Source organism: uncultured Candidatus Kuenenia sp. (assembly GCF_900696675.1).
In the GTDB taxonomy this organism is placed as follows: Bacteria; Planctomycetota; Brocadiia; order Brocadiales; family Brocadiaceae; genus Kuenenia; species Kuenenia stuttgartiensis_A.
In genome coordinates, this window is the sequence record NZ_CAADGZ010000033.1 from 22,521 (window position 1) to 30,382 (window position 7,862).

Genomic DNA, 7,862 nt, shown 5'->3' on the forward strand with positions numbered 1-7,862 from the left:
TACTTAAAAGAATTCTCTCTTTTTTAATAGTATGCAAGAAATAAGAGTACAAATTAGTACGTATATTACCGTATATTGCACAGAGAATCCAATGGTTTCTAAAGGGATATTTATACCCTTTAAAAGATATGCCAGGCTGTCAAATCTTTTAAAATCAGGCAAAATAAACGAAACCCATTCTAAGGGTTTTTTAGAGAAATACTCCATATATATCATAAAGATATTTGGGTTTTTTATCATCCCATGTAATGCGTGTTCATGTGTGCCGGAATGATGCAATAATAATGAAAAGTCTTTTACGAAATCCAGTAAATGTCCGCATAGGAAGACAGTAAATGCCAATAAAATGCTGACCGGCGCGGAGAGATATGCAGAACCCATTACGGCAACCGCGATTATCAGTAAAAATTTCAAAAAGGTTACGGCTATTGCCTTCGCATAGTTGAATACAAATCCTCTTTGCAGGGAGAAGACCTTCACACTGTTTTGTGTAGCGCCAATATAATCAGTAACAAGAACCGGAAAAGCGGTTATTTTAATATCGTTGTGTGTTTTTATGATTCCCGGGTTTATGCTGACCGTTAATATTTCGTCTGCCTTTGCAGAAAAAACCTCTGTCTTGTTTTCTTCCGGGTGAATGCCTTCGATTCCAATTGCAAGGGGGATCGTATCTGCGATATCCCTGCTGCTATCCAATTTAAGATGAAGTTCCACTTCAAAGGGAAAGGTTTTTTCGGCTTTTTCGTGCAAATTGGGAAAGTTCCATACGGCGACACCTTCTCCCCCACCCATGATCCAGCGAATCCTTTCTTTTTCACGATGCACATTCCCCTGAATATGAAAATGCTGAGCATTGAATTCTTTACGGGCCTTGAACAATCCTTTTTGTTCCGATAGCCGGTGAGAGGAGGCACAAAAAACAAACACAATATTGACAAAACCCAATACGGCCAGGATAAAAGCCGCTAACAATGAAAAACCAAGTGTTTTGCCGGCAACAAATTTAAAAGGAGAAACAGGTTTTGAAAGAACACTAAAAATGGTTTTTTTTTCAATATCGTACGGTAACGAAATTGCGGAGTAGATGATTATTCCGGTTATGCAAAAAACCGTCACTACCTGAAAAAACAATATCAGCATTATTTTTGGCAGTGCGTCGGGTTCATTTGCCGATGAAATTAACGGCGATATTGCCAAAATAATGGCGCCGGAGCCAATTAATATGTGAGGTATTTTTTTTCTAATAGCCTCTCGTAATGTATGAGTGGCAAGAGTTAGTACCATCAGTCCGAATGAGAAAATACTCTAATTGTGCTGCTGTATGATGTTAACAAACAGTTCCTCCAATGTTGAACGATGAGGATGCATAGAAAGTACTTCGCCGTTTTTCTCCGCTATAAATTTTTTTACCAATTCTAAATCGCCGTCAGATAGGTTTTTGACCAGAAACTCCATTACTTCGTTTCGGCAAAGCAATTCCTTCACGTTGCCTGACACTTGCAAAACACCTTTATTAAGAATCGCGATTCTGCTGCAAATACTTTGTACGTCTGCCAACAGATGAGAACAGAGCAATACGGTTTTGCCCTGTTTGTTAAATTCACTTATCAGCTCTTTTATTTCCCGGCGGCCTATTGGGTCAAGCCCGCTGGTAGGCTCGTCCAGTATAATCAAATCCGGGTCATTTATTATCGCCTGTGCAATGCCGATTCTCCTCAGCATCCCTTTTGAGTATTTACTCAAAAGGCGCTTTCGGTAAGGGTTCAACCCTACAAGGTAGATTAATTTATCGATCCTTTCCTTTCTTTCTTTTCGGGAAAGATTGAAAAGTTTTCCATAAAAATCCAGGATCTCTTCCGCATTCAAAAATGTATATAAATAGGATTCTTCTGGTAAAAAACCGATCTTATTTTTGGTTTGTATATGGCCGGAAGGTTTTCCCAATAACCAGGACCTGCCGCTGGTGGGGTGAAGAAATCCAAGGAGTAATTTAACAGTAGTAGTCTTTCCCGATCCGTTGGGACCTAAAAGCCCAAATATTTCTCCCTGTTTGATTTCAAGATTCAGATTTGTCAGGGCGGGAACACTTTTCCGTTTCCAAAAATCTTTGTAAACCTTAGTAAGGCCTTCTATTTTAACGGCAAAACTATCCACGCAGTTTTAATTTTTCCACACAATACCAGGCGTTATACATAATATAAGGGAATTACGGCGGTAATGGCCTGGAAGCGTAGATACTCTAATCAAATTCATTTAATTAGTCAAACAATATTTAAGGCAATAATTTATGAGGGAAAAACACGATTTAACTATTCATTGGATTGGACGCGAAAACAGTCGGCAGTCTACAGTCGGCAATCTGCAATCTGCTGACGGTAGACTGTGTACTGTATACTGCCGATTGCTTTAAAATTTGTCACTTGGAAAATCGCTGCGAAACAGATATAGTATTTTATAATTATTGCAATATATTCTTGTTTTACAATCTTTTGGTCTAAAAATACTCCCGGTAAAATGAAGCATAATCATTTCAATTTATCTATCTCCTTTTCATTTATTTTGTTCGTAGCCACTATTTTATCCCCTTCCCTCAACACGCTTTTTGCAATGGGTGACGCCTCAAAGTTTACCTTTGTACAGATTGAGTATTCCAACGGCAATTGGAACCCACGGCCAAATACCGGCAACCGGCTCATGTGGGAGCTGATGAAGAGAACCAGCGTGGAAGCAAGCATTGGGACCAGATCCGTCATGCCCGGCGATAAAGAGTTATTTGAATATCCCTTTGCCTACATGTCGGGAGACCGTGAATTTCCCCCTTTTAGTGATAGCGAAATTAGTAATCTTAAGTTGTACCTTGAGTTCGGAGGAACCTTGCTCATTGACGACTGCATTGGAAAGGACAATTTCGGTTTCGATAAATCCATACAACGGGAAATTAAGCGGATATTCCCAAACAAATCGTTAGAGCCTCTTTCATTAGAACATACCATCTTTAAATCCTTTTATCTGCTGAACAGGGCATATGGCCGGATTATGGAAAAGACGTTTCTGGAAGGGATAACACTTGGGAATCGTACCGTAATAATTTATTCACACAATGACCTCGGCGGCGCATGGGCGAAAGACCCTCTGGGTACGTGGGAATACGAAGTGATTCCCGGAGGGGAGAGGCAGCGGGAAATGGCCTTTCGCCTCGGGATAAATATCATTATGTATGCCCTGACGGGGGATTACAAACAAGACCAGGTACACCTTCCCTTCATCATGAAAAGAAGGATGTGAAAACTATCAGGAACAATGAGCAGCCGCCATTTCTGAAAAACATGTCTGATTTTTTATGCGGTAATTGCCGGGGTATTTCAAACCGCCGGTAAAAACCGCAACACACACAATCTTTTAAACATGTCCTGTAAAAGTCAAACAACAAGCTTTTTAGCGGAACGCGCGAAAATCCACCCAGCCAGGCATTGGTTTCGTCGCTAGTTTGCCTGTTTTGATACCTCGTAACATTTTGGCAGGGGAAAACATCCGATAAAATGAAAATTTATATACAATTTAAATTTTTTAAAAAAATATTTCATATTCAAAAGATCAGTGATACGGTGCTGTTGTTTTGTGCAATCTTCTTTATTTATGGGATATTTGTCAACAGCAATGATCAAAATTCATACACCTTGCAACAAGCAGGAATAGAGGCTATTGCTGAAAGAGGAACCCTGTATGTTGATGGTAGCCCGACCCCGAAACTCAAAAGGCCTGGAGATGTGTTTAATCATGAAGGACATCTTTACGCAGCCAAACAGCCAGGGCAATTCTTTATAGGCACAATAATCTATTTCATATTGTATATTATTGGCATAACCTATGAAAATAGTTACTTGCTAACATCCTCGCTGGTCACTTGGTTTACTTCGGGCGCAATGACTTCATTAATAGTCGTTATGCTCTTTAAAATAGGTGTTTTCCTAACCAAAAACAAAAAATTTAGCTTCCTGGTCGCAATATTTTATGGGTTAGGCACCATATCATTCCCATACTGCGGGGTTACTCATCATGATATCTATGGTACTTTCTTAATATTTGCTTCATTTTATTTTCTTTTTTTAAGCTTCCACTCCTCCCAGGTAAATAAAACCTTCTGCACGGTAGTCTCCGGTATAACGGCAGGTGTATCTATTTTCACATCAGCCCTTCCTGTATTTATTTTATTAGGATTACTATTATACATTTTAACTTTTAAAAAATGGAAGCACCTGTTTTTGTTTTTAATTGTATTTACTTTTTCGGTTTCCCCCTTATTCCTTTACAATTACTATGCTTTTGGGAGTCCTTTCCTGCCTGCAAATATTGCTGGTAATTTTAACGATACATACCCTGCTTTTTCTCTCAACAACATTCTGGGAAAAATACATTTTTATTTTCTCTCACCAAAGACAAGTATTTATGCCTTTTCACCAATAATTGTCCTGTCGTTTTTCGGTATTTTTTTTATCCGCAAGGAATTTTTCAGAGAGAAACTTTTTTTAATACTACAATTTGTATTTTTAATTTCATATTTAATCAATATGAGCACCGTTGGTCATTGTCAATATGGACCAAGATATTTACTTCCCACCCTGCCGTTCCTGATCTTAGGTTTATGCCCCTACTGGACGGATTTGAACTCAGGTTTGTTAAGAAAGACCTTGAATACAGAATTCTTTAAAAGAGTCGTCATTATATCGGGATGTGTTTCTATAATTATTTGCTCCATAGGAGCCTTGCATGGCACTATGTATTGTTCTCTTAATATTTGGGCTTTTAAATATTATATAGGAAAAACTATTACAGGAAACCTGCCTGAATTCCCTTTAATGGGAATATCAGTTCTCCTTCTGGCAATTACATTAATCATTTGGGCAATTAAGTATAATGAAAATATATGGAAATATTATGCCCCTGATATCGCCTCATTAAAAAAAGAACTATTGCGCATCAACCGTTTATGGCTAACGAGTAATGCTTACCTGTTATTCATCATTTTTCTTGCAATATTTTTAAGACTGATTAATTTACATGAAAATCCTAATGGTTTTTATTCGGACGAAGCATCCATTGGCTATAATGCTTATTCTGTTTTACAAACGGGTAAAGATGAACATGGGACACTGTTGCCACTCTATTTTAAGGCCTTTGGTGAATATAAAAATCCTGTCTATATCTATGCCGTTATCCCATTCATAAAAATATTTGGTTTGAATGTATTTGCTGTCAGATTCACTGCCGCTATGTTTGGAATGCTGACAGTGTTTTTTACCTATCTTTTGGCCAAAGAGATATTTAATAAACGTGTTGGTTTGTGGGCAGCCTTTTTCCTAGCTGTTACCCCCTGGCATATTCAATTTAGCAGGATAGCCTTTGAGGCGATTTCACTTCCCTGTCTTTTTACAATTGGTTACTATTTCTTACTAAAAGGCCTGAAAAATGGTAAATATCTACTTTTCAGTGCGGCAATCTTTGCTTTAACACTTTACACGTATGCTCCTGCCAAGCTTTTCGTGCCGCTTTTTCTATTAGTCTTCCTCATTATAAATTACAGGCGGCTTTTCCAGCATAAAACTGAGCTATTCTTATCTCTCTTAATAGGTTTTTTCTTTTTGCTCCCTCTTTTGAATTTCACCTTCAACGGTCCTGGCCAAACGAGATATAATATTATATCCATTTTTACGAAACATTCATTAAATGCAACTAAGAACGGTATCTTGAATGATAGATATTGGTCTCTGCCTTTCTTTAAAGACCTGGTTGACTATAAATCTTTTCTGATTCCGTATTCATTCCTGAGGAATTATTCACTTCATATGTCCCCAAATTTTTTATTTTTCAGAGGTGATGGAAATTCAAGGCATAACATAGGGGCTATGGGTCAACTTTTTCAATTTGAAGGCATTCTCATTGTTTTAGGTATTATATTTCTTGTATTGTGCATAAGGAAGAAAAAGGGGAATGCAGTTTTGTTATGGTGGTTTTTGCTGTTTCCGGTATCTGCAAGCTTAACTTATGAAAGTATCCCTCATGCAATCAGATCGATTTACGGATTACCTGTTTTTCAAATAATAGCCGCCGTTGGCTTGGTATCTACTATTGCTTACGTAAGAAGCGTTGGTATAAAACACCAGCAGTTTAAAAAATATATCAACTACCCGCTTATAGTGTTAACGGGGTCCTTTATAATTTTTAGTATTTGTAATGTAAGTAATTACTTTTGGAGATACTATAAGATATACTCTGAAACCAAGTTCGGAGCCTGGTCTTATGGCATAAAAGAGGCGATTCAGATAACTGATAAATTGAAAAATACCGATACTGTTAGTTTTATGAATATGGGTAATAAATACATTTACATTTTATTTCATACAAAGTACGACCCGCAAAAATGGCAAAAAAGTAAAATATTTGACAAATATAAGTACAATACTATTAACAGGTTAGTCGGCAGGAAACAGGTCTTAATTGTTAACGCGGGAGAATATGCCTCATTCAGGACTATTCAAACAATATACTTTCCCGACGGAAAGGCTGGTATTGAAATAAAGGAAGTCGGAGAAAGAAAATTTAAGGAGATTCCATTGTCTGATGTCAGGCCGGAATTAATAGGAGGATTAAAGGGCAGCTATTTCAACGGCAAGAATTTTGAGAAATTCGTGCTTTCAAGAACGGACAATAAGATAAATTTTAATTGGAAACGCAATTCACCGTGCCAGGGAATAAATAAGGATAATTTTTCTGTACAGTGGGATGGATTAATCAGAATCGATGAAAGTGGTGATTATACATTTTACACCGTGAGTGATGATGGTGTCAGGTTAAAGATTGATGGAGATATGCTTATTGATAATTGGACCAGCCATACATCAAAAGAGAATAAAGCAAAGAGATATCTTAGAAAAGGGTGGCACAGGATTTTTATAGAATACAACGACACAGGTTATGATGCTAAAATAAGACTATTATGGAGTTCTTCTTCGCTGAATAAATCATTAGTACCATCAACTAATCTTAGCTGGTCTAAAGATGGCTATGAAATTGAAGAACTGGATGGGGAAAAAATTGATGTAATTCCTTTTTCTGAAGTAAAACCAGAGTTTACAGGAGGATTGAAGGGAAGCTATTTCAATGGCAAGAATTTTGAGAAATTCGTGCTTTCAAGAACGGACAGGAAGATAGATTTTAATTGGGGACTGAATTCACCGTGCCAGAGAATAAATGAAGATAATTTTTCTGTGCGATGGGATGGATTAATCAGAATCGATGAAAGTGGTGATTACACATTCTACACAGTGAGCGACGATGGTGTCAGGTTAAAAATTGATGGATATATTGTCATTGATAATTGGACTAAACATAGTGCAACAGAGGACAAATCTGAGATTAGTATGAAAAAAGGATGGCACAAGATATCTATAGAATATAACGATGTAGGCAAATCTGCGAGGATAAAATTATTATGGAGTTCTTCTTCAATAAATAAATCTTTAGTTCCATCAACACATCTCAGTTTTCTTTAAGGAGAGAGATAATGCAATTGACCTGTCTAAGGATCAGGGGTTCTGAAATTATGGATACGAAAATTTTTTGGGGAATTGGCAAAAATCCCCTATTTCAAGGAATAAACCTCTCTCCCAAAATCCATGGCGCTGTCAAAGTTTTCCATAAGCACATAATATACAAAGATATGTAAAAAAACGTGGACATTCCCCCTAAAATATTTTATATTATAGGGCATGAACCAGCATACAACACCAATCGATAACACACACAACGAACTACTTCATTCAATTACCGTTCGTCCTGTTTCACAAAACGACCAGGCAAATTGG

General features: G+C 37.3%; 4 protein-coding genes. 2 read left to right on the forward strand and 2 right to left on the reverse strand.

All coding sequences use genetic code 11. The features are described 5' to 3' along the window. Nucleotides 1-3: 3 nt before the first annotated feature. Both QZT26_RS07145 and QZT26_RS07150 read right to left on the reverse strand, forming a co-directional pair. A complete protein-coding gene (locus tag QZT26_RS07145; protein WP_099324825.1) occupies nucleotides 4-1,284 on the reverse strand; it encodes a hypothetical protein in 1,281 nt (426 codons plus the stop codon). Between the two features lie 21 nt (nucleotides 1,285-1,305). After that, a complete protein-coding gene (locus tag QZT26_RS07150; protein ID WP_099324824.1) occupies nucleotides 1,306-2,154 on the reverse strand; it encodes an ABC transporter ATP-binding protein in 849 nt (282 codons plus the stop codon). 360 nt (nucleotides 2,155-2,514) lie between these two features. Between QZT26_RS07150 and QZT26_RS07155 the strand changes: the two genes are divergently transcribed. Further along, nucleotides 2,515-3,285 (forward strand): DUF4159 domain-containing protein, encoded by a 771-nt coding sequence (locus tag QZT26_RS07155; protein WP_295101402.1) that lies wholly within the window; start codon nucleotides 2,515-2,517, stop codon nucleotides 3,283-3,285. A 254-nt stretch (nucleotides 3,286-3,539) separates the two neighbouring features. Continuing rightward, nucleotides 3,540-7,550, forward strand: a complete 4,011-nt coding sequence (locus tag QZT26_RS07160) for a PA14 domain-containing protein (RefSeq protein WP_295101404.1) — start codon at nucleotides 3,540-3,542, stop codon at nucleotides 7,548-7,550. Nucleotides 7,551-7,862: the final 312 nt, after the last annotated feature.